Origin of the sequence: Phenylobacterium sp. (assembly GCF_035569475.1) — a bacterium.
Lineage (GTDB): Bacteria > Pseudomonadota > Alphaproteobacteria > Caulobacterales > Caulobacteraceae > Phenylobacterium.
Genome location: NZ_DATMNA010000078.1, coordinates 33085 through 59677 on the forward strand (window position 1 = coordinate 33085; position 26593 = coordinate 59677).

The following is a 26593-nucleotide window of genomic DNA, read 5'->3' on the forward strand; positions in this document are numbered from 1 at the left end:
GAGGGCGTCCCGCCGCAAACGGGGCGCCCTTCTTCTTTGCGCCCGCTTCCACGGTTAGAGCCCGGCCAGCAGCGCCATCCGCACCAGCTCCGACAGGCTCTTGGCGCCCGTCTTCATCATCATGCCGGCGCGGTAGACCTCCACCGTGCGCGGGCTGATCCCCAGGTCGTAGGCGATGACCTTGCTGGTCTTGCCGACCACCACCTGCTCCAACACCTCCCGCTCCCGCTTCGAGAGGCCCGCGAACGCCGACTGGTAGCTGAGGCGCGACTGCTCGTCGTGCAGCGTCCGCTCCTCGCTGTTCATCGCCTTCTTCACGGCCTCCAGCAGGACCTCGTCCTTGAACGGCTTTTCGATGAAGTCGACCGCGCCGGCCTTCATCGCCTCCACCGCGAGCGCGATGTCCCCATGGCCGGTGATCACGATGCAGGCCAGCGACAAGCGGTCCGCCGCCAGCCGCCGCACGAGGTCGACGCCGTCCATGCCCGGCATCCGCACGTCGGTGATCACACAGCCCGCCGCCAGGTCCCGGGCCTCGCGCAGGAAGGCCTCGGCGCTGTCGAAGGTACGCGAGGTCAGGCCGCCGGCCCGCAACAGGAAGGCCAGCGACCGGCGGATCGCCTCGTCGTCGTCGACGATGTAGACCTCAGACGAGTTCGCCATGGGCTATCTCCTCCTCTTGCACGGCGCGTATGCTGAAGTGGAAGGTCGTGCCCTGGCCGGGATTACCCTCGGCCCAGATGCGGCCTCCATGGGCCTCGACGATCGTGCGCGAGATCGACAGGCCCACGCCCATCCCGTGCTTCTTGGTGGTGACGAAAGGCTGGAAGAGCTGGCGGGCGACATCGGGGCTCAGGCCAGAGCCGGAGTCGCTGACCGACACCACCACCATGTCGTCGGGCGCGGGCCGGGCTGCGACCACCAGGTCGCGCTGGGGCGACTCGGCCATGGCCTCCACGCCGTTGCGCATCAGGTTCAGCACCACCTGCTGGATCTGCACCTTGTCGACCATCACCAGCTCGACGCCGGGCGCGATGTCGAACTGCAGGCGCACGCCGCGGTCCTTGGCGCCCACCATGGCCAGGGCGCCGGCTTCCTCCAGCAGCTTCGGCAGGTTCTCGATCTGCCGTTCGGTCTCGCCCTTGGAGACGAAGTCGCGCAGGCGTCGGATGATGTCGCCCGCGCGGAACATCTGCTGGCCGGCCATGCTCAGGGCGTCGCTGACCACGGCCTTGTCCACCGGCTCTTCGGTCAGCAGCCTGAGTGAGCCCTGGATGTAGTTGGCGGTGGCCGACAGCGGCTGGTTCAGCTCGTGCGCCAGGGCCGAGGCCATCTCGCCCATGGCGCTCAGCCGCGAGACGTGGGCGAGTTCCGACTGCACGTCCTGGAAACGGCGCTCGGCCTGCTGGCGCTCGGTGAGGTCGCGGACGAAGCCGGTGAAGAACCGCCGGTCGCCCGAGCGCATCTCGCCGACCGACAGCTCCATGGGGAAGGTCGATCCGTCGCGGTGCGCGCCGACCACCACGCGGCCTACGCCGATCACCCTGCGCTCCCCAGTGGTCAGGTAGCGGGAAAGGTAGCCGTCGTGGGCGCCCCGATAGGGCTCCGGCATCAGGAAGCTGACGTTGCGCCCGATCGCCTCGTGCGCCGTCCAGCCGAACTGGCGCTCGGCGGCGGAGCTGAACGACTGGATGGTCCCGCGCTCGTCGATCACGATCATGGCGTCGGGCACCGAGTCCAGGATCGAGCGAAGGTGGGCCTCGCGGGCCTCCAGTTCGCGGAAAGCCTGCTCCTTGGCCCGGCGGCTCTCGATCAGTTCCTGGATATCGAAGTAGGCGCCCTTCCAACGGTGGATGCGGCCCTCGTCGTTGCGCACCGGCACGCCGCGCTCGAGGAACCAGCGCGGGCCGCGCACGCCGTTCAAGCGGTATTCGATCTCGTAGGGCTCGCCGAGCCCGATGCAGCGGCGAATGTGGGTCTCCACCCGTTCACGGTCGTCGGGATGCACCTTGTCCAGCCAGGCCCAGCCGTCCGTCTCGCCGTTGAACGCGCCGACAAACTGGGTCCAGCGGTCGTTGTAGAAGTCGCGCGCGCCGTCTACGCCGGACGACCAGACCAGCGCCGGCATGGCGTTGGCGATGGAGCGGTACTTCGCCTCCGACTCCGCCAGGGCCTCGCGCACGGCGTAGGACGAGGTCATGTCGATCGTCAGGCCCGCCACGCCGATGATCGCCCCGTCGCGGGCGCGCAGCGGGAACTTGGTCGAGCGCAGGTAGCGGGCTTGGCCATCCGGCGAGGTGAACCGCCCCTCGACCGTCTGGGTCGCGCCGTTGGCGAGCACCTCCTCGTCCGCCGTGGCGTGGTCGTCGAGTTCGGTGATGTCCACCTCCAGCTCGCCGGTCTCCCGGCCGAGGATTTCCTCCACCGGCCGGCCCATCGCCGCGGCGCCCGCCGGATTGATGTAGACGAGGCGAAGGTCGGTATCCTTGGCGTAGATGATGTCCGGGGTCGCCGCGCCCACGCCCTCCATGAAGGCCGCGTTGCGGCGCGCTTCGACCTCCGCCGCCGAGCGCTCAGCCGCGGCCTGCGCCAGGGCGCGGTCGAAACGGCGCAGGCGGCGGATGAACAGGACGAACGCCCAGACCGCCGCCGCCAGGCCCAGCACGATGATCCCCAGCGCCGCCATGGTCCGCTTCCACTGATCGAGGAACTGCCCGTTGAGGGTCAGGGCCTTGCGGCGCTCGCCCTTGAGAAGCTCTTCGATCGCCCGGTTGGCCGGCGCGGTGCTCGCCTGCGGATCGCCGCGCGCCAGGCCGGCGAGCGCGGCCTCGGCCGCAGCGCGCGCGCGGGCCGCCCGTGCAGCCTGTGCGGCGTCCCCCTCGGCCAGGCGTTGGACCGCATCGCCGCGGGTCCGCGCCTGCGCCGCTTCGGCGCGGAAGGCGGCCGGGTCGCGCCGGTCGATCTCCGCGCGGGCCAGGGCCAGGGCCATCTGGTCGGCGCCGTCGATAAGCTGGAAGGTTCTCGCCGCGGACCTCAGCGCCCGCTGGCCATCGCCCCAGATGCGGGCCCGCTCGAAACCGCCGGCCAGCAACAGGCCCGCGGCCAGGATCAGCAAAAGCTGGGTCGCCAGCCGGCTTCTCCCGTGAGCGTCACTCATGCCACGTCTCCGCGAAGGTTGACGCGGCAAACGGCGACCGGAGCCCCTCGGCCCCGCGCCGAACGTCGCGGGATCCAAGGCCGACCCGCCCCGCGACCGACCCCTGACGGCAGCTTAGATCACAGGTTACGCGAGACAGTTGTCCTATTCCCCCCTGGGTTGAACTAAACCCAGCGGCAGGCTTATGGCGATGCGACGCTTTGTCGAGTGAAAAAGCGCCGCCGCATGCCCGCCCCATCCCGTATAACGTTGTTTTTTATGATATATTCTTGATTCAATGCCTGCCTACGTAGGTCTACCTAGGTAGCGCTCCCAAATTTGGCGCGGAGTCCTCGGGTGGTACCCCGAAAACCGACCGGCGCAGGAAGCGCCACGGTAGCGGAGAGCCCGCGCTGGCCATGCCGGCGCAGCGGCGAAGACGATGGATCCCGAGAGCGACACCGCCCCATCCGCGCCCCTCATCCTTCTCGTCGAGGACGACGCCTCCGTGCGCAAGGCGCTGACCTTCGCGCTCGGCATCGAAGGCTACCGCCTTGAGGTGCACGACAGCGCCGAAACCCTGTTGCGGCAGGCCGCCCTGCCGGCGCCCGCCTGCGTGGTCCTGGACCTGAACCTGCCCGGGGCATCCGGCCTGGACGCCCTGGCCGTTCTGCGCGAGCGCGGCCTCGACTGCCCCGCGATCCTGATCACCACCCAGCCCAAGCCCCCCGTCGTGGCCGCCGCCGCCGAACTCGGCGTCCGCATCCTGGAAAAGCCGCTGTTGGGCGACGCCCTGCCCTCCGCCATCCGAGACCTGATTTCGCGCTGAGCAGGCGTGCTTTGCCGCGGGCTTCCCGCTAGGCTCGGCGCAAAATCGCGTCGGGAGGGACGCTCTTGGGACGACTGCTTGCCCTGGCCGCCGCCTTGATCGCGGCGGCGCTGATCGCCTGGGCCGACGCCCGGCCGCCGGAACCGGCGCCGCGCGGGGCCCCGGCGACGGCGTTCTCCGCCGAGCGCGCCATGGCCGACGTGACGGCCATCGCCTCGGTTCCGCACCCCCTGGGCTCACCCGCCCACGACGCGGCCCGCGACGCCGTGATCCGCCGCATGACCGACCTCGGCCTCGCGCCGCAGGTCCACAAGGGCTCCGGCGTCGAGCGGCCGAAGTTCGCGCCGGATGTGCTGCTGGGCGGCTATGTCGAGAACGTCGTGGGGGTCCTGCCCGGCCGTGACCGCGGCCTGCCGGCCCTGGCGCTGATGGCCCACTACGACAGCGTCCCGGCCTCCACCGGGGCCTCGGACGACGCGGCGGGCGTCGCCTCCGCCCTGGAGGTGGTGCGCGCCCTGAAGACCCGCGGCCCGCCCGCCCGCGACGTCATCGTCCTGATCACCGACGGCGAAGAGGCGGGCCTGCTGGGCGCGGACGCCTTCTTCCGCACCGATCCCCTGGCCGGCCACGTGGGCTTCGTCATCAACATGGAATCCCGCGGCTCCGCCGGCCGGGTGCAGATGTTCCAGACCGCCCCCGACAACGGCGGCGCGGTCCAGTTGATGGCCGCCTCCGCCACCCGGCCCGTCGGCACGTCGCTGACCGGCTTCGTCTACCAGCGCATGCCCAACGACACCGACTTCACGGTCTCCCGGCGGGCTGGAGTTCCGGGCCTGAACTACGCCTTCGTCGGCCGTCAGTTCGACTATCACTCGCCTTCGTCGACGCCGGCGACCCAGGACCGCGGGACGCTGCAGGACATGGGCGACCAGGTGCTTGGGCCGGCCGCGGCCGTGGCCTTTTCGCCGACCCTTCCGGCGCGCGCGCCGGACCGGGTCTATGGCCAGACCCCCGGCGGCCTGACCCTGTCCTATCCGCCGGCGGCGGGCTGGGCGGTGTTGGCCGGCGCGGCGGCGTTGCTGGCCTGGGGCGTCACCCGGGCGCGGCGCGTGCAGGCCTTCCCCTGGCTCGACCTGGCGCGCGGCGCGGGCGCGGCCCTGTTCGTGCTGGCGACCGCCGCCGCCGTGCTGCACCTCGCCCGCAAGGCGACCGGCGCCTCCACGGGATTCCTGGAGCAGCGGTTCCTGCTGGCCCAGGCGCCGCGTTGGGAGGCCGCGCTGTTCCTGCTGGGCGTCGGCGTCCTGCTGCTGGCCGCCGCCGAGCTCGCCCGCGGCCGGCGCCTCGTCGCCCTGCTGCCGCTCGCCGCGGGCCTGGGCAGTTGCCTGTTCGGGGGCTTCGACAAGATCGCCCTGGTCGAAGGCTGCGCCGGCGCGGTGCTGGCGCTCGGCGCCTATGGCCGGCCGGTGAGCCGCCCCGGCGCCTGGGCGGGCGTCCTCCTGGCCGGCCTGGCGCTGGCCATCGCCGCCCAGGCCGCCGCGCCGCCGGCCGCCTTCCTGATCGCCTGGCCCCTGGCGCTGGCGGCCCTCGCCGCGGGCCTGACCGCCGTCGGCGCGCATCGCGGGGGCGGCTCCCTCGTCGTGCTGGCGCTGTTCGCCGCGGTGGGACTGGCCTTCGCCGCGGACTTCGCGCACCCCGCCTACCTCAGCCTTGACCTCCCGGAGCTGCTGGCGCCGGCCCTGCTGATCGCCGCCATGGCCGCCTGGCCCCTGGCCCAGACCGAGGAAGGGGCGCCGCCGGCCCGCCTGTTCGGCCTGGTCCTGATCCTCGCCGGCCTGGCGGTGACGCTGTCGGTGCGCCTGAACCATCCCTATGACGCACGCCATCCGCAGGCGACGGCGGTGGCCTATGAGGTCGACCAGGACGCCCGCAAGGGCTGGCGGGTCAGCTCCACCCCGGACCTTCCGGCCTGGTCGGCGGCGGCGCTCAAGGGCGGCGGCGGGGCCATCGGCAAGCACCCGGGCGGACGCCGCGGCGCGCCCATGGACGCGGCCCCGGCCGCCTACGTCGAGGCGCCCGCCCCGCAGATCACCCTGGCCAAGGACCCCGACGGCCAGCTTCGCCTGCACGTCCAGCCGCCGCCGGGCGTGCGGGTCCTGGACCTGAAGCTGACCCCCGACACCGCCGCCACGATCACCGGGATCGGCGGCGCGAGCCTGCGGATGCCCATGAAGCCCGGCGCCCCGACCTTCGTGCGGTGGACCTCCGCCCAGCCCGGGTACGACCTCGTGATCCGCCCCGGCGGCCCCGGCAAACTGACCGCGGCGTACAGCGCCACCCTGGAGCAATGGCCGGCCGGGGTCCCGCCGCTGCCGCCGCGCCCGGCCAATGTGATGCCGTTCGACGTGTCGGACTCCACCGTCTTCGAAGGCGTGCGCCGCCTTGCCTGGTGACGCTTTTCCTCACGCCGCCGGCGCGCTAAGCCGCCGGCCATGAGCGACGCCACCATCTACCACAACCCCAATTGCGGGACCTCCCGCAACACCCTGGCCCTGCTGCGCGAGCGCGGGGTCGAGCCGACGGTCGTCGAGTACCTCAAGGTCGGCTGGACCAAGCCGCAGCTCGAGGGCCTGCTGGCGCAGCTCGGCAGGTCGGCGCACGAGGTGCTGCGGGTGCGTGGCACCCAGGCGCACGAACTGGGCCTCACCGACCCCAACGCCTCGGATGCGGCGCTGATCGCGGCCATGATCCTCGATCCGGCGCTGGTCGAGCGGCCCATCGTGGTCACGCCCAAGGGCGCGGCCCTGTGCCGCCCGGCCGACCTGGTGCTGACGCTGCTCTGAGCTGCGCCGCGCGGCAAATCGACCCGTTCGGTCGACACGCCGGCCGGGCGCCATCTTTCCGCCGCCGACACTGCCGCTCCTGGCGCCTCGTCGGGAACTTGGCTTTGTGAGCCGCAGCCTTTACCAAACCTGCGGCAGCCTGGGGGCAAGATGCGACTTCTGGATCCGCGGCGGGCCGCAGTTGGCCGGGCGCCTTACCTGTGGGCCGGCGCGGCCGCCGCCGTCGGCCTGGCGGTCGGCGCGGGCGTCGCCGTCACCCACCGCGCGCCGAACCCGCCGGCGCCGCCCGGGCCTGCCGCCCTCGCGGCCCTGCAGAACGCCGCCTTCGCCCACGCCGAGGCCCAGCCGGGGCTGACCGCGCCGCAGCAGGTGCCGGTCAAGCTTCAGCGCGGGGAGACGCTCGAGGCCGCGGTTCGCCGCGCCGGCGTCGGCCCCGCCGAAGCCCAGCTCGCAGTAGCCATGCTGTCCAAGGCCATGGACACCGTCCATCTGAAGGCCGGCATGGCGATCGACGCGGCCATCGCCCAGCCCCGCGCCGCGGGCGCCGAACGCGGCGAAGCCCGCCTGATCGGGCTGTCCCTGCGCACCGGCCCGGCCAGCGCCATCACCATCTCGCGCAGCTTCGACGGGGCGCTGCGCCTGCGCGAGCTGGACGAGAAGCTGCGCGACGAGACCGCCGTGGCCGACGGCGCCATCGAGGGCTCCCTCTACGAGAGCGCCCAGCGCATCGGGGCCACGCCCGCGATCACCGCCGAGGTGGCCAAGCTGTTCGCCCACCGCCTCGACTTCCAGCGCGACATCCAGCCCGGCGACGCCTTCAAGCTGGTCTTCGACCGCAAGGTCACCGAGGCCGGCCGCACGGTCGAGGCCGGCGACCTGCAATACGCCGAACTGCACGGCGTGAAATTCTACCGCTTCGCCCGCGGGAACGACGTCGAATATTTCGACGAGTTCGGCAAGAACATCAAAGGCTTCCTGCTGCGCACCCCGGTCGACGGCGCGCACATCACCTCGCTGTTCGGCATGCGCAAGCATCCCGTGCTGGGCTATACTCGCGCCCACCAGGGCATCGACTTCGGGGCCGGGACCGGCACGCCGATCCTGGCCGCCGGCGACGGCGTGGTGGCCCAGGCCGGTCCCTGGGGCGGCTATGGCAATTGGCTGCGCATCCGCCATTCGGAAGGCTGGGACACCGGCTACGGCCACATCTCCCGCTACGCCGCGGGCATCCATCCGGGCGTCCACGTCCATCAGGGCCAGGTGGTGGCCTACGTCGGCGCCACGGGCCTCGCGACCGGCCCGCACCTGCACTACGAGATCTGGAAGAACGGCCAGCGGGTGAACCCGATCGGCGCCAAGGTGCCGCAGGGCACGGTGCTGGCCGGCGGCGACCTCGCCCGGTTCCGGGACCAGAAGGCGCACATCGACGCCCTGCTCACCCATGGCGCGCCCCGCGCGCTCGCCGTGGCCGACACCAGCCGCGAACCGGTGCGCCTGCAACGCTGAACCGAGCTTGGCCGTTGGGAGGAGGCGATGGCCTCGAAACTGACGATCCACTACGCGACGCTGGCGCGGGAAGCCTCCCAGGCCTGGCCCGACGGGGCGGAGGTCGACGACCTCAACGAGCTGATGCGGATGCTCGGCCGCTGGCGCTCGCGGGTCCTGGCCAACACCTTCGTCCACCACCATGGCGCGGTCATCGCCGGCGGCCCGTTCGCGGGCATGCAGTACCTGGACACCGCCGCCGAGGGCGCCCTGATCCCGCGCCTGCTGGGGACCTATGAGAGCGAGCTGCACCCCCACCTGGCGGCGATCGAGGCCGGCGGGCTCGACTGCGTGATCGATGTGGGCTGCGCCGAGGGCTACTACGCCGTGGGCCTGGCGCGGGCCATGCCCGGGGTCACCGTCTACGCCTACGACACCGACGAGAAGGCTCGGGCCAAGTGCGCCGAGCTGGCGGCGCTGAACGGCGTCGCCGACCGGGTGATCGTCGGCGGCGAATTCGCCCCCGACGGCTTCGAGGCCTTCGCCGGGCGCCGCGCCCTGGTCATGGTCGACACCGAGGGCGCCGAGGTCGACATCCTGCAGCCGGCGCTGAGCCCGGCGCTCGCCGGCATGAACGTCATCGTCGAGACCCACGACCTCTACCGGCCGGGCGCCCTGGCCATCATGCGCGAGCGCTTCGCCCCGACCCACGACATCGTCCGCGTCGAACAGGCGCCGAAGGTCTTCGACATGCCCCCCTGGCTGGCCGAGTTGCCGCACCTGGACCAGTTGCTGGCCGTCTGGGAATGGCGCGCCCGCCCAACGCCGTGGCTGGTGATGACGCCGAAGGCTTAAGGCGACGCGGCGCGATCGAAGAAATTGTCCACGCGTAAAGCCGCCTTGCGGCTTCCTAGGCGTCGAAGACGATCACCGACCGCGCCAATTCGCCCTTCTTCATCTCCTCGAAGCCCTCGTTGACGTCCTCCAGCTTGATGCGCTGGGAGATCATCTGGTCGAGCTTCAGCTTGCCGGACATGTAGAAGTCCACGAACCGCGGCATGTCGACGGGGAAGCGGTTGGAGCCCATCAGCGAGCCCTGCAGCTTCTTCTCGCCGAGGAAGGCCGCGCCCATGATCGAGACCATCTGGCCGACCGGGATCATGCCGATGATGTTGGCCGTGCCGCCCCGGCGAAGCATGCCGAAGGCCTGCTCGGCGGTCTTCGCCAGGCCGATGGCTTCGAAGGCGTGGTGCACGCCGCCCTTGGTGGCCTCGATCACTTCCTTCACCGAGTCCACCTCGGAGGCGTTGATGAAGTCGGTGGCCCCGAATTCCATGGCCAGGTTGCCCTTCGAGGCGACCGTGTCGATGGCGAAGATGCGGCTGGCGCCCGCGATCGCCGCGCCGTTGATCGCCGAGAGGCCCACGCCGCCGCAGCCGATCACCGCCACCGTCTCGCCGGGCCGCACGTTCGAGGTGTGGATCGCCGCGCCCACGCCGGTGGTCACCGAACAGCCGATCAGCGCCGCGCGGTCCAGCGGCATGTCCGGGCGGATCGCCACGCAGGCGTGCTCGTGGATCAGCATCTGCTCGGCGAAGGACGACAGGTTCAGGAACTGCATCATCGGGCCGTTGGGGGCCGACAGCCGGGGCTCGTCGTCCTTGCCGCGCTTGGTCTCCGGCGAGACGCACAGGCTCATGTGGCCGGTCAGGCAGAACTCGCAGTGGCCGCAGAAGGCCGACAGGCAGGTGATCACGTGGTCGCCCGGCTTCACGGTGCGGACCTCGGAGCCCACCTGCTCGACGACCCCGGCGCTCTCGTGGCCGAGGACGGCCGGCAGCGGGTGCGGATAGGAGCCCTGCATGAAGTGCAGGTCGGAGTGGCAGAGGCCGGCGGCCGCCGTGCGGATCAGCACCTCGTGCGGGCCGGGCTTGTTGATCTGGACTTGCTCGATCTGAAGCGGCTTGCCCACTTCGCGCAGCACGGCGGCCTTCATCGCGTTCCCTTCAGGATTGGCCCAACTGTCCGGGGGCCTTCGGCGAAAAGCCTTATCGCCGATCAGATGGGCCGGCCAAGGGCTTTCGCCCCAACCGCGCCCAAAACGCCACCTCTCCTCGCCTAAAGGAATCGACAGCCCGACCTGGGGGCCGCAAGACAGGAGCCGATGGACGAAACGCCGCCGCTCAGCCGCGCAGGGCCCAGCCCGGCCGCGGAAGTCTTCCAGGCCTTCCTGGTCCAGGGCCTCACCGCCTTCGGCGGGCCGGTGGCGCACATCGGCTATTTCCGGCGCGAGTTCGTGGAGCGCCGCGCCTGGCTCTCGGAGGGGGCGTTCGCCGACCTGCTGGCGCTGGCCCAGTTCCTGCCCGGTCCCGCCTCGAGCCAGCTCGGCATGGCCATCGGCCTGCGCCGCGCCGGCTATGCGGGCCTGATCGCCGCCTGGATCGGCTTCACCCTGCCGGCGGGTGTGGCGATGATCGCGCTCGCTTACCTGGCGCCGCAACTCGCCGCCGGCTGGGGCGATGGAGTGCTGCACGGCTTGCAGCTCGCCGCCGCGGCGGTGGTGCTGAACGCCCTTGTCGCCATGGCCCGCACCCTGGCGGTCGGGCCGATCCGGGCAGGCATCGCGCTGGGGGCCACCGCCGGGCTGTTGCTGGCCCCCGGGCCGGCGCCGCAGATCCTGGCCCTGATCGCCGGCGGCCTGTTCGGCATGGCCCTGCTGCGCGAGCCGGGCGCCGCCGAGCCGGATGATCCGGCGACCCAGGAGATCCCCCCCGTCGTTTCCGGCGGCGCCCTGGCGGTCTTCGTCCTGCTGCTGGGCCTGCTGCCGTTCCTGGCCGTCTGGCTGGACAGCCCGAGCCTGGGCCTCGCCAGCGTCTTCTACCGCACCGGCGCCCTGGTGTTCGGCGGCGGCCACGTGGTCCTCCCCCTGCTGCAGAGCGAGATCGTCGGTCGGGGCTGGCTCGACCAGGACACCTTCCTGGGCGGCTATGGCGCGGTGCAGGCCCTGCCTGGCCCGCTATTCAGCTTCGCGGGCTTCGTCGGCGCGGCCCAGCAGGTGGCGCCGGGCGGCTGGCGCGGCGGGCTGGTGGCGCTGGCCGCCATCTTCCTGCCGAGCCTCCTGCTGGTGGTCGGCGTCCTGCCGTTCTGGGATCGGCTAAAGGCCCAGCCTGCGGCGCGCGGCGCGCTCGCGGGCGTCAATGCGGTCGTGGTCGGGGTGCTGGCCGCGGCCCTGTGGAATCCCGTGCTGATGACCGCGGTGCGGCGGCCCAGCGACTGGGCCCTGGCGGCGGGCGCCTATGTCTTCCTGGCCGTCGCCAAGCTGCCGCCCTGGCTGGTGGTGATCGGCTTCGCGGCCGTGATCGGGCTCTTCGCGCGCTAGGCTCCGGCCGCCGGGCGCGCTGCGCCGAGGCCCAGGGCGCGGGGCAGGTTGAGGTCGGCCAGGGTCGGCCAGCGGAAGGTCCAGCGGCGGCGCGACGGGATGCAGGCCTCGAGCGCGGCGATCAACTGGTCGGCGGGGCCGTCGTTCAGGAAATGGTTGGCGCCCGGCGTGCGGACGAAGTTGATCGGCCGGCGCGTCACCGTCTCGGCGGCCAGCCGCTCGGCCGCCTCGATGGGGGCGAAGTCGTCCTTGTCGCCGTGGATCATGTGGATCGGGATCGAGAGCCTGGCGAGCGCGCGCTTGGCGTAGGCGAGCTGCGGCCGCTGGCCCGTGCACTCGACGACGGCGTGGCGCAGGTCGCGCGGGATCAGCTTGAGCGCCTTGGAGCCCACGTCCAGCAGCCAGCGCGACGTGGGCCCGGGCTCGCCGAAGAAGCCGGAGAGCAGCACCAGGCTTTCCACCTTGCCCGGATGGGCCTCGGCCATCAGCGACGCGATCGCCGCGCCGTAGCTCTGGCCCACCAGCATCACCCGCTGTCCGCGCGCGGCGGTGAGCAGGGGCGCCAGCGCCTGGGCCTGGGTGCGGATGTCGGTGACCGGCTCGTGCGGCTCGGACACGCCATAGCCCGGGCGGTCGACGACGATCATCTCGCGGTCGGCGGGCAGCTCGGCCAGGGTCTCGGCCCAGTATTCGGCCCAGGAGGGCGCGCCGGTGATCACCACGATCTTCCACGGCGGGGGCGCGGCGCGCGGGGTCTCCAGCGCCGAGATCCGCCAGCCCAGGCCGCCGCCGGCGGCGAAGCTGGTGCGGCGCACGACGGTGTCGGGATAGCTGTCGGAGGTCGGCGCGTGCTCGCTGCGACCGGCGACGGCGCTCTCGATGGAGGCCCACCCCATCGCCAGCAACCCCTTTGGTCTCTTGCGCGCCACGCCGCCGGCCTCCTCAGATGACGTAGTGTCACCTGGGAATTTGCAACGTCCGCTTAAAGGGTTGGTTCGGCGCCATTCATCTCAACTCGCTGTAAGGTGAGGCTGTGTGGCGAGCCGGTCACGCAATTCGCGTTTCAGGACCTTGCCGGTGGGCCCGATCGGCAGGGCCTCGACGATCCGCACCTCGTCCGGCGTCCACCATTTGGCGACCCGGGCGGCGACATGGGCCTTCAGCTCCTCGGGGTCCGCCGTCTGGCCGGGGCGGAGCGTCACCAGCAGCAGCGGCCGCTCGTCCCACTTGGGGTGCGGCACGCCCACCGCCGCGGCCATGGCCACCGCCGGGTGCGAGCAGACCGCGTCCTCCAGGTCGAGCGTCGAGATCCACTCCCCGCCGGACTTGATGACGTCCTTGGCCCGGTCGGTGAGGCGCAGGTAGCCGGCCCCATCGAGGGTGGCGATGTCGCCGGTGTCGAACCAGCCGTCGGCGGTGAAGACCTCGCCCCCGTCGTGCTTGAAATAGGCCGACGAAACCCACGGCCCCCTCACCTGCAGCCGCCCGGCGCTGCGGCCATCGCGGGGCAGCTCCACATCGTCCTCGCCGATGATGCGCAGGTCGACGCCCCAGAGGCCCCGGCCCTGCTTCAGCTTGCGCTGCAGGCTGGCCGCCTCGTCCTCGCCGGCGTGCTCGGGCAGGGGCGTGTTGATGACGCCAAGCGGCGACGTTTCGGTCATACCCCAGATCTGGCGCACCTGGCCGCCCAGCCGGTGCTCGATGCGGCTGACCAGGGCCGCGGTGGGCGCCGAGCCGCCGATGGCGATGGTCTTCACCGAGGTCAGGCGTCCGCCGGTCTGGTCCAGATGGTCGGCCACGCCCACCCAGATGGTCGGCACGCCAAGCAGGAACGTCACGCCCTCGGCCTCGATCAACTCGGCGATGGAGGCCCCATCCAGCGCCCGGCCCGGCAGCACCAGAGTCGCGCCCACCAGCGGGGCGGCGTAGGGCGTGCACCAGGCGTTGGCGTGGTACATCTGGGCGCAGGGCATCACCACGTCGCGCGCCGAGAAGTTGAAGGCGTCCGGCAGGCCCAGCGCCATGGCGTGCAGCACCGTCGAGCGGTGCGAATAGAGCACCCCCTTCGGGTTCCCCGTCGTGCCGGAGGTGTAGCAAAGCCCCGAGGCCTGCCGCTCGTCGATCTCCGGCCACTCGAACTCTTCCGAATTCGCCGCGATCAGGTCCTCGTAGACCAGGGCCTCGCCCGGCGCGTCGCTGGGCAGATGCTCGGCGTCCGTCATCGCTACGAGGCGCCTCACCAGCGGCATCCGGTCCTGCAACTCCGCCACCTGACCGGCGAAGCTGATGTCGAAGAACAGGAAGCTGTCCTCGGCGTGGTTGGCCACCCAGACGATCTGGTCCGAATGCAGCCGCGGATTGATGGTGTGCAGGATCGCCCCGATCCCCGTGACCGCGAAATAGAGCTCGAAATGCCGGTGCGTCGACCACGCCAGCGTCGCCACCCGGTCTCCCGGCTGCACGCCCATGGCGATCAGAGCGTTTGCCATCCGCTTGGTGCGCTTCAGCGCCTCGGCGTAGCCGTAGCGGTGGATCGGCCCCTCCACCGTGCGGTCTACCACCTGGCGCTCCGGATGGTACTGGGCCGCATATTCCAGGATCGAAGGCAGCGTCAGCGCCCGGTCCATCATCAGCGCTTGCATGGGCGAGGCTCCGTTCTGGTCTTGCGCGCAAGGCTAGGGGGAGCGGTTGAAAAGGTCCACGAACCACGCGAACCACACGATCGACTCAGTCGTCGCCAACCGGGGAAAACACGGAAAGGGGTCGGCCAGGGCGTCGGGTCAGACCTGCTTCAGGGGCGGCGGCAGCGTCGCCGTGACCTGGGCGAGCTGGGCTTCCTGGGCGGCGACGTCGATCCGGTTCGCATAGCCCTTGGCCTGCTGGTGCCTCAGGATCTCGACGCTCTTGGTGTCGATATCGATCAGCTGGCGCGCGGCGTCGATCTGGGTCTGCACGGCTGCAGCCTGGATCGCGGCGACCACCACATTGCTGGTCAGCGTCAGGTGCGCCGCGATCATCTGGAAACGGACCGCCTGATCCTGCGCCTTGGCGGTTTCCACGGTGCGGCGCGTCAGGCCGAAGACGTCGAGGGCGTAGGAGACGCTGACCTATGCCGCGCCCCAGGTGGCTTGAATCGGACCGCTTCGCGTCAAACGGAAACACGCAGGCCGCGGGTGAGATTTGAGGGCCCCGACAGCGTCGACGCCAGCCGGGACGCGGCTAGGCCGCCATCCGGGCCTTGAACACCCCGTCGGGGAGGCTCGCGGCGCGGGCCGGGTGGATGAAGAAGTAGTCCTTCCAGGGCCGGTCGCTGGCGGCGTCGAAGCGTTCCTCCAGCCGGTTGCCGTTGAGGGCGAACATGCGGTACCCGCGGCCGCGGAAGAAGGCCACCACCTGCTCCGCCGTGCCGCCGAAGCGGGCGGTCAGCATCTGGGGATGGATCTCCACCATCACGGTGGGCCGGTCGCGGTCGATGACGCCCGCGGCGCCTTGCAGGGCCATCAGCTCCGCGCCCTCGATGTCCATGCGGATGAAGTCGATGCAGCCGATCCCGCGTTCGGCGCAGAAGCCGTCGATGGTCACCACCTGGGTCCGCTGGGTCTCCGACCCGGTGTCCTGCAGGTCGGGCCGGGCCTCGCCGTCAGGGGCCTGGTCGGCGACGAAGGCGTAGGCGCGGCCCATGCGCCCGGTGAGTTTGCGCGGCGTCACCAGCAGCATCTCGCCGGCCTTGTCGCCGACCGCGGCGTTCACCGGCGTCACGCGGTCGCCGATCCGGTGCCAGGCCAGGGTCAGCTTCAGCACCGCGAGCGAAAAGGCCGAGGGCTCGAAGGCGTAGATGGTGGCCTTGGGGGCCACCTGGGTCATGACATAGGAATGGCGCCCGTCGCTGGCGCCCACGTGCAGGCACACCGGCGCCCCGGTCAGGAGATCGGCGAGGTATGGCGTCTCCGGCTCGTGCTTGCGCCACTTCACATTGCGCCGCCAGGCTCGGAAGGCGTGCCCCAACACGCGAAACGAAGGCATCTACTCGTCCTGACACACCACCATGACCGTTCTTAGGCCCGGTCGCGGGCCACGGTCATCATGTAGTTCACATCCGCGTCGTGGCCCTGGCTCCAGCGGCCGCTGAGCGGGTCGAAGACCACGCCGAAGGGCCCGTCCACCGCCAGGGGCTCGCCCGCCAGGAAGCCGCGCAGTTCGTCGGGCTTCAGGAACTTCGACCAGTCGTGGGTGCCGGCCGGGAGCCAGCGCAGGACATATTCCGCCCCCACCTTGGCCAGGGCGAAGGCCTTCAGCGTGCGGTTCAGCGTCGCCACGATCATCATCCCGCCGGGCGCCAGCATGCGCCCGCAGTCGCGCAGGAACTGCCCCGGGTCGGCCACGTGCTCGATCACCTCCATGTTGAGGATCACGTCGAAGGTCTCGCCCGCCGCCAGCAGGGCCTCGGCGGTCGAACAGCGGTAGTCGATGGAAAGCCCCTGCTCCGCGGCGTGCGCGCCCGCCGTGCCGATGTTGCGCTCCGAGGCGTCGACGCCCACCACCGCGAACCCCAGCCGCGTCATGGGCTCCGAGAGCAGGCCCCCGCCGCAGCCGATGTCCAGCAGCCGCAGGCCCTCGAACGGCCGGCGCGCCGCGGGGTCCCGGCCGAACCGGTGCAGGGCCTGGTCGCGGATGAAGCTGAGCCGCGTCGGGTTGAACCTGTGCAGGGGCGCGAACTTGCCCTTCGGGTCCCACCATTCGGCGGCGATCCTCGAGAACCGCTCAACCTCGGCAGGATCGATGCTTGATCGCGCTTGCGCTTGCGAAGCCATGCCTCCCCATAGCGCGCCTGCATCGCAAAACGAAGGCGCGAAGGCGTTGCGAGGCCGATCCGCCGCCGCTATTAGCCTCCCCCTTCCGCAAGCGCGGCAACAAGGCCCGACCCCTAGACCCATGTCCCGGCTGGTGATGAAATTCGGCGGCACGTCGGTGGCCGACCTTGAGCGTATCCGCCGCGTGGCGCGCCTGGTGAACGCCGAGCGGGCGGCAGGCCACCACGTGGCCGTGGTGGTCTCGGCCATGGCCGGCAAGACCAACGAGCTGGTCGCGTGGACCGACGGCTCGGGCGCGGCCGCCCAGGGCCTCTCCCCGTCCGACGACGAATATGACGTGGTGGTGGCCTCCGGCGAGCAGGTGACCGCGGGCCTGCTGGCCATGACGCTCCGCAACATGGGCGTGCCCGCGCGCTCCTGGATGGGCTGGCAGATCCCGATCGTCGCCGACGACGCCCACGGCCGGGCCCGCATCGACGATGTCGAGCCGGAGAAGCTGATCGCGGCCATGGACGCCGGCGAGGTCGCAGTGATCGCGGGCTTCCAGGGCGTGACCCGCGACGGGCGCATCGCCACCCTGGGCCGCGGCGGCTCGGACACCAGCGCGGTGGCCATCGCCGCGGCGGTGAAGGCCGTGCGCTGCGACATCTACACCGACGTGGACGGGGTCTACACCACCGACCCGCGCATCGAAGCCAAGGCTCGGCGGCTGGCCAAGATCTCCTACGAGGAGATGCTGGAAATGGCCTCGCTCGGCGCCAAGGTGCTGCAGACCCGCTCGGTCGAGCTGGCCATGGCCCAGAACGTGCCGGTGCGGGTGCTGTCGAGTTTCGTGGAGCCGGGCGAAGCCCCGGGTCAGGGCACCATCGTGTGCGACGAGGATGAGATCATGGAAAAGCGGATCGTGAGCGGCGTGGCCTACAGCCGCGACGAGGCGAAGATCAGCCTCTTCGGCCTGCCCGACCACCCCGGCGTGTCCTCCGCGATCTTCGGGGCGCTGGCCGACGCCAACGTCAACGTCGACATGATCGTCCAGAGCCACGCGCGCACCGCGGATACGGCCAACATGGAGTTCACGGTCGGCAAGCGCGACGCCGCCCGCGCCGTCGAGATCGTCCGCGCCGCCCAGCCGCAGGTCGGCTTCGACGACGTGCAGGTGAACGACGAGGTCTCCAAGGTCTCGGTGATCGGGGTCGGCATGCGCAGCCACACCGGCGTCGCCAAGACCATGTTCGCGGCCCTCGCCGAGAAGGGCGTCAACATCCAGGTGATCTCGACCTCAGAGATCAAGATCAGCGTCCTGATCGACGCGGCCTACACCGAACTCGCTGTCCGCGCCCTGCACGCGGCCTATGGGCTGGACCAGCTCTAGGCCGGATCGATCTTCGCCGACGGCCGCCGGCTGACGCCTCTCCCCCGAGCGAAGCGAAGAAAGGGAGAGGATGAAGGAGAGGGCGGCGCGGGCAGCGATGATCCGCCGAAGGTTCAGCCATGATCCGCGGCGCCGTCGCCGATCCTCGCCGCGCCGCCGGTGAAGCGCATCGGCCCAGCCGCCCTCTCCTTCATCCTCTCCCTCTCCGCTTCGCGGGGGGAGAGGCGGCGAATGCCGACCAGCTCTAGGCCTTCTCCGCCGATCCGGTCAGCCGGAACGCCGCCCAGGTTCCGGCGACGGCCAGGGGGATCACCGAGACGAACACCCAGAACGAGATGCCCGCCCCGTTGTGCGGCGTGATCCCGCCGGTGAAGCCGGCCAGGTTCGCGGCCACGCCGCTGATCGCCGAGCCGGCCGCGGCCCCGGTCTGGCGCACCGCGGTGATGGCCGAGGAGCCGATGGCGCGGTCCTCATCCGAGAGCGCGGCCAGGAGCCGGCGGCTCATGAACGACCAGGAAAAGCCGAACGCGGCCCCCATCAGCGACCCGCCCAGCAGCACCCAGGCGAAGGCGCCGTCGGCCATGGTGGCGGCCAGGACGGCCAGGCTCACCACCAGGAGCAGGGTCCCGATGCGAATCCAGCGCCCGTCCCAGACCCCGCTCGCCCCAGCCACCAGCATGGCCGCCAGGGTCCAGGCCGCCGACTCCGCCCCGATGGTGTAGCCGGCCCAGAGCGGCGAAAACCCGCGAAGGGTCTGCAACAGCGGCGGGGCGTAGATCGCGAAGCCCATGGTGGCCGCCGTCAGCGCGAACATGGCGAAATAGCCGGAACCGCAGACGGTCCTTAGGTCCCCTGCCCGATGCGGCAGCAGCCGCACCCTCGCCCGGTGGTCGATCCAGATGACCAAGCTCAGCACGGCCAGGCCGGCGGCGACAAGCCCGATGGCCGGCGCCGGCGCCTTGACCACATCGGCTGCGGCTATGGCGGCGACGCCCGCGCCCAGTACGGCGAGCTGCAGCCAGGGAACGCCCGGCCCGCCGCCGGCCTTGGCCGAGCCGCGCAGCAGGAAGGGCGCGGCGGCGCTGAACACCGCCGCCTGCAGGGCGAACAGCCAGAAGACGTCGCGCCAGGTCCCGGTCTCGAGCACCGCGCCGCCGAACAGCGGCCCCAGCACCGTGGCGATCCCCCAGATGAAGCTCACGGACGCGAACATCCGCGCCAGGTGCCGCTCGGGGAACAGCAGCGCTATGGCCACCATGGCGAAGCCGGAAATCCAGCCGGAGCCCAGCCCCTGGATCAGCCGCCCGGCGAGGAAGGTCGCGACGTCGGGCGCCAGCGCGCTCGTCACGCAGCCCAGGGTCATGATCACCCCGGCCATGGCGGTCGCCCCGCGCAGGCCGAAGATCTCCGAGACCCGGCCCGCGCTCGCCCCGGCCAGGATCGCGCCGACCAGGAACCCCGCCGTGGCCCAGCTAAAATAGGCGTAGCCGCCGAGCTGGGCGCCGACGCTGGGCATGATGGTGGCGGTGACCAGGCTGTCGGCGGCGTTCAGCCACACGCCCAGGCAGATCAGCGCGAACCGCGGCAGCCGCCCATCGGCCAGCAGGTCCGCCCAGGTGTTGGGGACGGTCTCAGTCTCGTCCATCCGGGGAGTCTAGCCGATGGCCGGTCTCACCGCGCCCGCGCCGCCCCGGGCGTCGGCAGCTTGAACCCCGGATACCAGTGGGTCGCGGTGCCCGCGGTCACGTACCAGCTCAGCAGCAGGGCGCAGATCAGGGCGCCCGGCACGTAGGAGTTGGTCCGCCGGTAGGTCACCGCCGCGATCGCCCCCACCGTCGCCAGCAGCGGCACGAACTGGATCGCCACGATGGTGTTCAGGGGCTCCGTCGGCGTCAGCAGCAGGCCCGTGCGGAACAGGGTGGCGTATTCGGCGACCAGCAGGACGATGAAGCCCAGGCTCATGGCCAGCTTCCAGGCGCCGGCCTGGAACATGAAACCCTCGCCCTTCACCGCCAGGTTGGCGGCCAGCGCCCGCAGCGCCACCAGGAAGAACGCCGCCCAGAGGATCAGGTAGGGGATCGCCATCACCGCATGGCGGCCGTCCAGCGGGTGCAGGGCCAGCACCCAGAAGCGGAAGTCGACGTTGAAGATCGCATTGACCGCCGCCAATGCCAGGTAGCCCACCGCGATGGTGGCGACCGCGATCCCGGCCGACTTGCCCCAGTGGTTGGTGAAGGCCGGCTTGCCGCCGCGCAGCACGAGGCTCAGCGCCAGGGTGATCGCCGCATTGATCAGCGCCCAGACGATCAACTGGTTCTGGATCGACTGCGGAAAGAGCTGCATCGGGAAGAAGAGCACGCCGAGCTTCATCAGCGGATAGAAGGTCAGCGCCGGGATGGCCGCGGTCAGCACGAAGGCCAGCCACCACCTGCCGCCGCGCTTTTCGGCGACCGGCTGGGCGGGCCTGTTCAGGCTGGCGAACAGCGGGGTGAGCAGCAGGACCTCGAAGGTCCCCAGCAGCAGGCAGACGAAGCCCACGAAGCCGAGGCCGGTGCCGATGTCCTTCCACAGCCAGATCTGGTCGCCCGGCGGCAGGGGATGGGCCGCGCCGGCCAGGCTCTGCTGCAGCCAGTCGACCGCCCCGCCGACGCCGGCGTGGCTGAAGTGCTCCCACGGGTGGGTCACCGGCGGGTTCTCCAGCACGCGGGCGCTGCCGTCGGCGATCGCGCCGTAGATCTTGCCCACCAGGATCGGTGAGGGCTCGCCGAACACCTTGGCGAGCTTCTTGGAATTGGCGACCTCCGAGCCCTTGGGCACGCCCCACATCAGCGGCGCGAACTCGTCGTACTGGCCGAACACCACCGCCAGGTCGTGGAACTTGGCCGGCGCCTTCGCGCCCAGGAAGCCGGGGGTCGAGCCCTCGAAGACGATGGCCTTGTAGCCGTCCGGCTGGGCCGCGGCGGCCGTGGCGATCGGCACCCCGCCCATGGAGTGACCCTCGAGCCCGATGTTCGCCTTGTCGACGAACGGCAGGCTCTGCAGGTAGCGCAGCGCCGCCGGGCCGCCCAGGTCCTTCGACTGGCCCACCGCGCCGTCGGAATAGCCGTGGCCGACCATGTCCATGGCCAGCACCACGAATCCGCGCCGGGCCAGCTCGATGGCGAACGGGCTCTGCATCTCGCGGGTGTTGATGTAGCCGTGGCTGACCAGCACCGCCGGCGCCGGATGGGCCGCGCTGACGCCTGGCGGCACATAGAGCATGCCGGCCTGGGTCAGGCCCTGATCACCGGCGAATCGCACATCCCTGAGCGTGACCCCGCCGGCGGTCTGCACCGCATTGGCCAGGTACGATCCCCCCAGGATCAGGACGACGCCCAGGATAAAGAAGCCCCATTTCCGCAGCATGGCGTCCCCCCAAGGACCTTAGTTCTTGTTGGCCGGGACGATGGGGCCGAGGCGGCCAAAGCTCAAGCTCCCTTGGCATCGCGCCCAAGTGGGGCCTCCTCCATCGTCGGAAGCGGTATCGGCGAGCGACCGCTTTCGGTTGCAGGGCCAGGGGTCACTCTCGACCCTACTCGGACATTGGTGCTTCCGGTGCGATCGGACTAACCTCGATACGAAGGTTCCCGTCCCGCACTGAAAGCCAGCGCTGGAGGTCGGGATTTCGACGATCTGCCAATGCCCACTCTGGATCGCCTTCGGAAGTCGTGAACGAAACGACAAAGATGCCGTCTGTCAGTTCAATGCTGATCTCCGGCAAGCGCCCAAACAGTGATGCGCCCTTAACTTCCCCGCCGGCCAATGCTTCCAACGTCGGTTGACGAGCAGCGTCATCGCTGGTGCTGCCGCATATGATTGACGAGATGCGCTCTATGCGCCAGTCCGCGTCGATCATAAGGCCGAACTGGCCTTCCGGGTTGCCAGGAGTGCCGTTTCGACGGGTGCGCTTACTTGGCCTAAGCTCTCCGAATTCGATGAAGAGAGCGGTCCCGTAACCGCGCCAAACATGGCTCACGGCTAGCCCTACCAAGCCTTCCCTGAACTCACGAAAATTCGGCTCGAGCGCGTCCACATTGCCACCGTAGCAGGAGGTACGAGATGACCGCAAACCACTCACAAATGACATTCCAACGGTCCGCTCCTCTCCCAGATGCGGAGCATCGTGGGAGAGGCTGGGAGAGGGCGGCGCTGGCGGCCGCGACAGCCCTGCCGTTGGACCCGGTGGGCTCCTTGAAGTCTGGAGCGAGTTACAACAGCGGCTGAACTGCGCTGGCGGCTCCTGGTCCGATGGGAGCGCCAGGGACCACGGCCAACGCCGCCCTCACCCAACCTCTCCCACGGCGCGCTCCGCGCCTGGGAGAGGAGCAGGCCTGACGGCGGGTCCGCGCTGGCGCGGATGACCTCAGCCCTGGGTTGAAAGCAGGCATGGGCCCCCGCGCCAGATGAAGCTGGCAGATGTTCGCTAAATGTTCCATGATGCTGCTCTCCCAGGCGCGGAGCGCGCCGTGGGAGAGGATGGGAGAGGGCGGCGCCGGCGGAAAACACCGGCGCTCCCATTGGACCGGGGGTCGTCATGGGCAAGATCGTCTCCGTGGCTTCAAACCTGCGCCGTGATCGTGCGCGCCAGCTGCGGCATGGCCAGACGACCAGCGAAGCGCGCCTTTGGGAAGCGCTTCGGGGCCTCAGGCTGGACGGCTGGAAGTGGCGCCGCCAAGTCCCGGTCGGCCCTTTCATCGTCGACTTTCTCTGCCTCGAGGCCGCTATCGCGGTCGAGCTCGATGGCGGCATCCACGCGGAACAGGCGGATCGCGATGCGCGCCGGGACGCCTATCTCCGGGCCAGGGGCCTTCAGGTGCTGCGGTTCTGGAACAGCGAAGTGTCGGCGGACTTCGATGGCGTGTGCTGGACCATCCTCGGCGCCTGTCGGGAGACCGATCCGCGACAGCGCGGACGGCGGGTTGAGCGACGGTTGCGAAGCTAGGGTGTCAGGCCCTTGGGCCAACGACGGCGATGTCCCGGCGCCGGCGCCGCCCTCACCCAACCTCTCCCACGGCGCTCTCGCGCCTGGGAGAGGAGCAGGTCATTTCTGGGCGCCCGATTGCTGGGCAAAGCCGTCAAACGGTGGAAACGTCCCTTTCCGTCTCCGTTCAGAGACATAAACCTGCTAGGGAGCGGAAAATAGGGTGAGGAGGACGGGAAAGGCAGGATGGCGCAACCCGGCGTAGCCATACGCGGTCAGCGAAGTCTGCTGCGGCAGATCCGGGAGGCCCTCGCAGGGGGCGGCCCGGCGCAGGCGCGCCTGGACATGGTCGTGCGGATCATCGCGCGCTCCATGGTCGCCGAGGTCTGCTCGCTCTACATGCGCCGCGCCGCCGGCGACATGGAGCTGTTCGCCACCGAGGGCCTCGACCCCGCCGCCGTCCACGTGACCCGGATGAAGCCGGGCGAGGGCCTGGTTGGCGAGATCATGAAGCTCGGCCGGCCGCTGAACCTGGCCGACGCGCCCGAGCACCCCGCCTTCTCCTACCGGCCGGAAACCGGCGAAGACCCCTACCACGCCTTCCTGGGCGTGCCCCTGCTGCGCGGCGGCCGCGCCATCGGCGTGCTGGTGGTCCAGAACCGCACCGCCCGCGTCTACACCGACGACGAGGTCGAGGACCTGCAGATCGTCGCCATGGTGCTGGCCGAGATGGTGGCCGCCGGCGAGCTGATCGGCGAGGCGGCGCTGAAGGGCGTGGAGATCGCCCCGCACCGGCCCGAGCGGCTGAAGGGCGCCAAGTTCGGCGACGGCCTGGCCTACGGCGTGGCCGTCCTCCACGAGCCGCCGGTCGCGCCCTCGCAGTTGCTCTCCGACGACGTGGCCGCCGAGGAGGCCCGCCTGGCCGCCGCCATCGACAGCCTGCAGGCCCAGATCGACCAGATGCTGGAAGGCAACGCCGGCCTGGTGGACGCCTCCTTCGAGGTGCTCGACACCTACCGGATGTTCGCCCACTCGCAGAGCTGGCTGCGCAGCCTGCAGGACGCGGTGAGCAACGGCCTCACCGCCGAGGCCGCCGTCGAGCGGGTCCGCTCCGAGCATCGCGCCCGCCTGGGCCAGGCCCGCGACCCCTATCTGCGCGAACGCCTGCACGACCTGGAAGACCTCAACGACCGCCTGCTGCGCCACCTGTCCGGCGACGGCCACGAAGCGCGCGAGCTGCCCGAAAACGCCATCCTGATCGCTCGCAACCTTGGCCCCGCCGATCTGCTGGAATACGACCGCACCCGGCTGCGCGGCCTCCTCCTCGAGGAAGGCTCGGCGGCCAGCCACGCGGCCATCGTCGCCCGCGCCCTCGACATCCCCTGCGTCGGCCGCCTCTCGGGCCTGCGCGACCGGGTGTCGGAAGGCGACATGGTGATCGTCGACGCCGAGACCGGCGAGGCCTACCTGCGCCCGCGCACCGACGTGGTGAAGGCCATCCAGGCCCGCATCGACGTGCGCCGCCAGCGGCGCGCCGAGTTCGCCAGGCTGCGCGACACCCCGGCCTTCACCCGCGACGGGGCCAAGATCACGCTCTTGATGAACGCCGGCCTCGACGTCGACCTCGACATCCTGGGCGAGACCGGCGCGGAGGGCATCGGCCTCTTCCGCACCGAGTTCCAGTTCATGGTCGCCGAGGAGATGCCGCGCTTCAACGCCCAGACCGCGCTCTACAGCCGCGTGATGGACGCGGCCGGCGACCTGCCGGTGACCTTCCGCACCCTGGACCTCGGCGGCGACAAGGTGCTGCCCTACATGGAGGCCGAGCGGGAGGACAATCCGGCCCTCGGCTGGCGGGCGATCCGCATGGGCCTCGACCGGCCCGCCCTGCTGCGCCTGCAGCTTCGCGCCCTGATCGCCGCCTCGCGCGGCCGGGCGCTGCGGGTCATGTTCCCGCTGGTCGCCAATGTGGACGAGTTCCGCGCCGCCCGCGCCCTGGTCGACATCGAGCTCGCCTGGGCCGAGCGCCGCGGCCGCAAGCCGCCGTCGCGCCTCGACGTGGGCGCGATGATCGAGGCGCCGTCGCTGGTCTGGCACCTGGACGCCCTGCTGCCGATGACCGACTTCGTCAGCGTCGGCACCAACGACCTGATGCAGTACCTGTTCGCCGCCGACCGCGGCAACCCGCGCATGGCCGAGCGCTACGATCCCCTGTCGCCCCCGGCGCTCCGGGTCCTGGAGCAGATCCAGCGCGCCTGCGCCGAGACCGGCACGCCGGTCAGCGTCTGCGGCGAGATGGCGGGCCGGCCGCTGGAGGCCTTCGCCTTGGTGGCCCTGGGCTTCGAGCGGCTCTCCATGCCGCCGGCCGGGGTCGGGCCGGTGAAGCAGATGGTGCTCTCCTGCGACCGCGAGGCGGCCCGCCGCGGGGTCGCGGCCCTGCTGAAGAGCGGGGCCGGCTCGGTGCGCAACGAGATCGAAACCCTGGCCCGCAAGATCTACGTGGCGGTTTAGAGGAGCCCGTCCGCGTCTTGGCCAGTGAAAGCGACGCCCCCCGATCCGAGTCCTGGGACCTGCACTCCGGCGGCGACATCGGCGCGGCCCTGAAGGCCATCCGCGAGAGCAAGAAGCTGAGCCTCGAGCAACTCGCCGACATGACCCGCGTGCGTCGCGTCTACCTGGCCGACATCGAGGCCATGCGGCTGGACCGCCTGCCCTCGCGGCCCTTCACCATCGGCTACATCCGCGCCTACGCCGAGGCGCTGGGCCTCGACGGCGAGATCGCGGTCGAGCGTTTCAAGTCCGAGGAGCCGATCCTCGACGAGCCCCTGCGCGCCCCGGTGGGCGTCGTCGAGGGCGGCGACCCGCGGGTGGTGGCGATCGTCGCGGGCGTGCTCGTCATCCTGGTGGCGATCGTCCTGTGGAACATCGCCCAGCGGGCCCTGATGGCGGGCGCGCCGCCGCCGCCCACCGCCTCGCCCCAGGCGACGGCCAAGGCCCTGGCGGTCGCCAGCCCGCCCGTGGTGCCCCTGGGCGCGCCCCTGCCGGCGCCGGTCGAATCGACCACGCCGCCGCCCTATGAGACGCCGGGCATGCCGATCATCAATCCCGACGGCACGGTGACGACGCCCAAGTCCGTCCAGGGCCCCAGGTCCGGCCTGGCGCCCGAGGCGCCCACCGTCGACCCCGCGACCCTGCCCCAGGTGTTCGTCGCTACCGGCCCGGTCTATGGCGCGCCCAGGGACCAGCCCTCGGCGGTGACCCTGCAGGCGCTGAAGCCCGCCTCGCTGATCGTGCGCGGCCAGGACGGCCAGATCTATTTCGCCCGCCAGTTTGCCGCCGGCGACGCTTTCCGGGCGCCGCAGGTCGGCGGCCTGACCGCGGATGTCTCCCAGCCGGCCAGTTTCCAGGTCTTCGTGGGCGGCCGCTCCAGGGGCGTGCTGCCCGCGCCCCAGGTCTCGCTCAGCAAGCTGGCCGAAGGCCCGGCCGGGCCTTAAGACCCCTGCGCGGAGATGGCGGCTTGGGTTCAGCCGCCGTAGGCCCTATTTTCGGAGCTGTCATGAGCGCCACCCATTCCCTCGCTGAAGATCACGCCCACAAGGACCACACCTCGGTCCGCCCCTGGCGCGCGATCCAGCGGCGGAAGAGCCGCAAGATCCGGGTGGGCGATGTGGAGGTGGGGGGCGACGCGCCGATCACGGTGCAGTCGATGACCAACACGCTGACCGCCGACGCTCAGGCGACCATCGCGCAGATCCGCCAACTGGAGGAGGCCGGGGCCGAC

21 protein-coding genes and 1 pseudogene are annotated in these 26593 nt (G+C 71.0%); 11 read left to right on the top strand and 11 right to left on the bottom strand.

Annotation, left to right across the window (positions count from 1 at the left end):
* Positions 1–54 precede the first annotated feature (54 nt).
* Complete coding sequence (fixJ, locus tag VNW53_RS11965; RefSeq protein WP_325555893.1) at positions 55–663, bottom strand: response regulator FixJ; 609 nt, start codon at positions 661–663, stop codon at positions 55–57.
* Positions 647–3157, bottom strand: a complete 2511-nt coding sequence (locus VNW53_RS11970) for a PAS domain S-box protein (protein ID WP_325555894.1) — start codon at positions 3155–3157, stop codon at positions 647–649. The genes fixJ and VNW53_RS11970 overlap by 17 nt, the downstream gene beginning before the upstream one ends.
* A 421-nt stretch (positions 3158–3578) precedes the next feature.
* Between VNW53_RS11970 and VNW53_RS11975 the strand changes: the two genes are divergently transcribed.
* From VNW53_RS11975 to VNW53_RS11995, 5 genes are all read left to right on the top strand, one after another.
* Positions 3579–3965 carry a response regulator transcription factor gene (locus tag VNW53_RS11975; RefSeq protein WP_325555895.1) on the top strand — a complete coding sequence of 129 codons (387 nt, stop codon included), beginning with the start codon at positions 3579–3581 and terminating at the stop codon, positions 3963–3965.
* A gap of 65 nt (positions 3966–4030) precedes the next feature.
* Positions 4031–6415 (top strand): M20/M25/M40 family metallo-hydrolase, encoded by a 2385-nt coding sequence (locus tag VNW53_RS11980; protein ID WP_325555896.1) that lies wholly within the window; start codon positions 4031–4033, stop codon positions 6413–6415.
* Positions 6416–6454: 39 nt separating this feature from the next.
* Positions 6455–6805, top strand: coding sequence for an arsenate reductase (glutaredoxin) (gene arsC, locus VNW53_RS11985; protein WP_325555897.1), 351 nt, complete (start codon positions 6455–6457; stop codon positions 6803–6805).
* A gap of 150 nt (positions 6806–6955) precedes the next feature.
* Positions 6956–8311, top strand: a complete 1356-nt coding sequence (locus VNW53_RS11990) for a M23 family metallopeptidase (RefSeq protein WP_325555898.1) — start codon at positions 6956–6958, stop codon at positions 8309–8311.
* Between the two features lie 27 nt (positions 8312–8338).
* The gene (locus tag VNW53_RS11995; RefSeq protein WP_325555899.1) at positions 8339–9145 is read left to right on the top strand and encodes a hypothetical protein; all 807 of its coding nucleotides are present in this window, start codon (positions 8339–8341) and stop codon (positions 9143–9145) included.
* A 55-nt stretch (positions 9146–9200) separates the two neighbouring features.
* On the opposite strand, the gene VNW53_RS12000 is transcribed toward VNW53_RS11995, so the two are convergent.
* A complete protein-coding gene (locus VNW53_RS12000) occupies positions 9201–10286 on the bottom strand; it encodes a Zn-dependent alcohol dehydrogenase (RefSeq protein ID WP_325555900.1) in 1086 nt (361 codons plus the stop codon).
* A gap of 168 nt (positions 10287–10454) precedes the next feature.
* Between VNW53_RS12000 and chrA the strand changes: the two genes are divergently transcribed.
* Positions 10455–11669, top strand: a complete 1215-nt coding sequence (gene chrA, locus VNW53_RS12005) for a chromate efflux transporter (RefSeq protein WP_325555901.1) — start codon at positions 10455–10457, stop codon at positions 11667–11669.
* Here the strand turns inward: chrA and VNW53_RS12010 are convergent.
* The 5 genes and pseudogenes from VNW53_RS12010 to ubiG all read right to left on the bottom strand — a co-directional run bounded on the left by VNW53_RS12010 (position 11666) and on the right by ubiG (position 16480).
* The gene (locus tag VNW53_RS12010) at positions 11666–12598 is read right to left on the bottom strand and encodes an alpha/beta hydrolase (RefSeq protein ID WP_325555902.1); all 933 of its coding nucleotides are present in this window, start codon (positions 12596–12598) and stop codon (positions 11666–11668) included. The two genes, chrA and VNW53_RS12010, sit on opposite strands and share 4 nt — an antisense overlap.
* A gap of 81 nt (positions 12599–12679) precedes the next feature.
* Positions 12680–14311, bottom strand: coding sequence for a long-chain fatty acid--CoA ligase (locus VNW53_RS12015; RefSeq protein ID WP_325555903.1), 1632 nt, complete (start codon positions 14309–14311; stop codon positions 12680–12682).
* Positions 14312–14449: 138 nt separating this feature from the next.
* Positions 14450–14764, bottom strand: a pseudogene (locus VNW53_RS12020) (TolC family protein); the annotation flags it as partial.
* Between the two features lie 124 nt (positions 14765–14888).
* On the bottom strand, positions 14889–15692 hold the full coding sequence (locus VNW53_RS12025; RefSeq protein WP_325555904.1) for an FkbM family methyltransferase: 804 nt from the start codon (positions 15690–15692) through the stop codon (positions 14889–14891).
* Positions 15693–15724: 32 nt separating this feature from the next.
* The gene (gene ubiG / locus VNW53_RS12030) at positions 15725–16480 is read right to left on the bottom strand and encodes a bifunctional 2-polyprenyl-6-hydroxyphenol methylase/3-demethylubiquinol 3-O-methyltransferase UbiG (RefSeq protein ID WP_325555905.1); all 756 of its coding nucleotides are present in this window, start codon (positions 16478–16480) and stop codon (positions 15725–15727) included.
* 121 nt (positions 16481–16601) lie between these two features.
* Here ubiG and VNW53_RS12035 point away from each other — a divergent pair, with 121 nt between their 5' ends.
* A complete protein-coding gene (locus VNW53_RS12035) occupies positions 16602–17852 on the top strand; it encodes an aspartate kinase (RefSeq protein WP_325555906.1) in 1251 nt (416 codons plus the stop codon).
* Between the two features lie 244 nt (positions 17853–18096).
* Here VNW53_RS12035 and VNW53_RS12040 read toward each other — a convergent pair whose 3' ends face one another.
* From VNW53_RS12040 to VNW53_RS12050, 3 genes are all read right to left on the bottom strand, one after another.
* Positions 18097–19497 carry an MFS transporter gene (locus VNW53_RS12040; RefSeq protein WP_325555907.1) on the bottom strand — a complete coding sequence of 467 codons (1401 nt, stop codon included), beginning with the start codon at positions 19495–19497 and terminating at the stop codon, positions 18097–18099.
* A 26-nt stretch (positions 19498–19523) separates the two neighbouring features.
* Complete coding sequence (locus VNW53_RS12045; RefSeq protein WP_325555908.1) at positions 19524–21257, bottom strand: alpha/beta hydrolase; 1734 nt, start codon at positions 21255–21257, stop codon at positions 19524–19526.
* Positions 21258–21423: 166 nt separating this feature from the next.
* Positions 21424–21747 (bottom strand): hypothetical protein, encoded by a 324-nt coding sequence (locus VNW53_RS12050; RefSeq protein WP_325555909.1) that lies wholly within the window; start codon positions 21745–21747, stop codon positions 21424–21426.
* Between the two features lie 678 nt (positions 21748–22425).
* On the opposite strand from VNW53_RS12050, the gene VNW53_RS12055 reads away from it, so the two are divergent.
* The 4 genes from VNW53_RS12055 to VNW53_RS12070 all read left to right on the top strand — a co-directional run.
* On the top strand, positions 22426–22833 hold the full coding sequence (locus VNW53_RS12055) for an endonuclease domain-containing protein (protein WP_325555910.1): 408 nt from the start codon (positions 22426–22428) through the stop codon (positions 22831–22833).
* 225 nt (positions 22834–23058) lie between these two features.
* A complete protein-coding gene (gene ptsP, locus VNW53_RS12060) occupies positions 23059–25323 on the top strand; it encodes a phosphoenolpyruvate--protein phosphotransferase (protein WP_325555911.1) in 2265 nt (754 codons plus the stop codon).
* Between the two features lie 17 nt (positions 25324–25340).
* Positions 25341–26306: a helix-turn-helix domain-containing protein gene (locus tag VNW53_RS12065; RefSeq protein WP_325555912.1), complete on the top strand. Its 966-nt coding sequence runs from the start codon at positions 25341–25343 to the stop codon at positions 26304–26306.
* Positions 26307–26368: 62 nt separating this feature from the next.
* Positions 26369–26593, top strand: a 225-nt coding sequence (locus tag VNW53_RS12070) for a flavodoxin-dependent (E)-4-hydroxy-3-methylbut-2-enyl-diphosphate synthase (protein WP_325555913.1), incomplete at its 3' end; no start/stop codon positions are given.

Bases quoted from the DNA above. Each gene is read 5' to 3' on its own strand.
- fixJ (WP_325555893.1), bottom strand. From the start codon at position 663: ATGGCGAACTCGTCTGAGGTCTACATCGTCGACGACGACGAGGCGATC.
- VNW53_RS11970 (WP_325555894.1), bottom strand. From the start codon at position 3,157: ATGAGTGACGCTCACGGGAGAAGCCGGCTGGCGACCCAGCTTTTGCTG.
- VNW53_RS11975 (WP_325555895.1), top strand. From the start codon at position 3,579: ATGGATCCCGAGAGCGACACCGCCCCATCCGCGCCCCTCATCCTTCTC.
- arsC (WP_325555897.1), top strand. From the start codon at position 6,455: ATGAGCGACGCCACCATCTACCACAACCCCAATTGCGGGACCTCCCGC.
- VNW53_RS11990 (WP_325555898.1), top strand. From the start codon at position 6,956: ATGCGACTTCTGGATCCGCGGCGGGCCGCAGTTGGCCGGGCGCCTTAC.
- VNW53_RS11995 (WP_325555899.1), top strand. From the start codon at position 8,339: ATGGCCTCGAAACTGACGATCCACTACGCGACGCTGGCGCGGGAAGCC.
- VNW53_RS12000 (WP_325555900.1), bottom strand. From the start codon at position 10,286: ATGAAGGCCGCCGTGCTGCGCGAAGTGGGCAAGCCGCTTCAGATCGAG.
- chrA (WP_325555901.1), top strand. From the start codon at position 10,455: ATGGACGAAACGCCGCCGCTCAGCCGCGCAGGGCCCAGCCCGGCCGCG.
- VNW53_RS12015 (WP_325555903.1), bottom strand. From the start codon at position 14,311: ATGCAAGCGCTGATGATGGACCGGGCGCTGACGCTGCCTTCGATCCTG.
- VNW53_RS12025 (WP_325555904.1), bottom strand. From the start codon at position 15,692: ATGCCTTCGTTTCGCGTGTTGGGGCACGCCTTCCGAGCCTGGCGGCGC.
- ubiG (WP_325555905.1), bottom strand. From the start codon at position 16,480: ATGGCTTCGCAAGCGCAAGCGCGATCAAGCATCGATCCTGCCGAGGTT.
- VNW53_RS12035 (WP_325555906.1), top strand. From the start codon at position 16,602: ATGTCCCGGCTGGTGATGAAATTCGGCGGCACGTCGGTGGCCGACCTT.
- VNW53_RS12040 (WP_325555907.1), bottom strand. From the start codon at position 19,497: ATGGACGAGACTGAGACCGTCCCCAACACCTGGGCGGACCTGCTGGCC.
- VNW53_RS12045 (WP_325555908.1), bottom strand. From the start codon at position 21,257: ATGCTGCGGAAATGGGGCTTCTTTATCCTGGGCGTCGTCCTGATCCTG.
- VNW53_RS12050 (WP_325555909.1), bottom strand. From the start codon at position 21,747: ATGATCGACGCGGACTGGCGCATAGAGCGCATCTCGTCAATCATATGC.
- VNW53_RS12055 (WP_325555910.1), top strand. From the start codon at position 22,426: ATGGGCAAGATCGTCTCCGTGGCTTCAAACCTGCGCCGTGATCGTGCG.
- ptsP (WP_325555911.1), top strand. From the start codon at position 23,059: ATGGCGCAACCCGGCGTAGCCATACGCGGTCAGCGAAGTCTGCTGCGG.